Origin of the sequence: Myroides sp. LoEW2-1 (assembly GCF_009767705.1) — a bacterium.
GTDB classification, from domain to species: domain Bacteria; phylum Bacteroidota; class Bacteroidia; order Flavobacteriales; family Flavobacteriaceae; genus Flavobacterium; species Flavobacterium album_A.
Genome location: NZ_WSPP01000126.1, coordinates 1 through 577, shown reverse-complemented (window position 1 = coordinate 577; position 577 = coordinate 1). Strand labels below are relative to the sequence as shown.

Genomic DNA, 577 nt, shown 5'->3' with positions numbered 1-577 from the left:
TTATTTAAGTACGATTTTAGACGATTACAGCCGTTATATTATTCATTGGGAACTATGTGACTCTATGGAAGCTAATGATGTAAAAAGAACCGTAGAAACAGCTATAAACAAGGCAAAACTCAAATCAAAAGCAAAACCTAAGTTGTTATCTGATAACGGACCTTGCTACATCGCAAAAGATTTAAAGATCTTTTTAGAGAAGGATATGAAAATGAAGCAAGTACATGGGAGACCTCTACATCCTCAAACACAAGGAAAAATTGAGAGATATCATAGAACAATGAAAAATGTTGTAAAACTTAATAATTACTATCATCCTGAAGAGCTAATAGATGCTATTGAGGTTTTTGTAGAAAACTACAATAATAACAGATATCACGAGGCAATTGGAAACTTAACTCCTAAGGACGTATATTATGGAAAATCAGATAAAATATTAGAAAAAAGAGCTGTTTTAAAACAAGAAACTTTAACTAAAAGAAGACAGTTGTATAATCAACAAAAATTAATAAATTTATAACTAAAACACTATCTTATGCTTACGTCCTAAAAGTCTACATTAGTTTGAAGACATACA

At 29.8% G+C, this 577-nt stretch carries 1 protein-coding gene; it reads left to right on the top strand.

All coding sequences use genetic code 11. The features are described 5' to 3' along the window. The coding region (locus tag GOQ24_RS08615) for a DDE-type integrase/transposase/recombinase (protein ID WP_160339480.1) at positions 1 to 520 on the top strand (520 nt) is incomplete at its 5' end. Positions 521 to 577 lie beyond the last annotated feature (57 nt).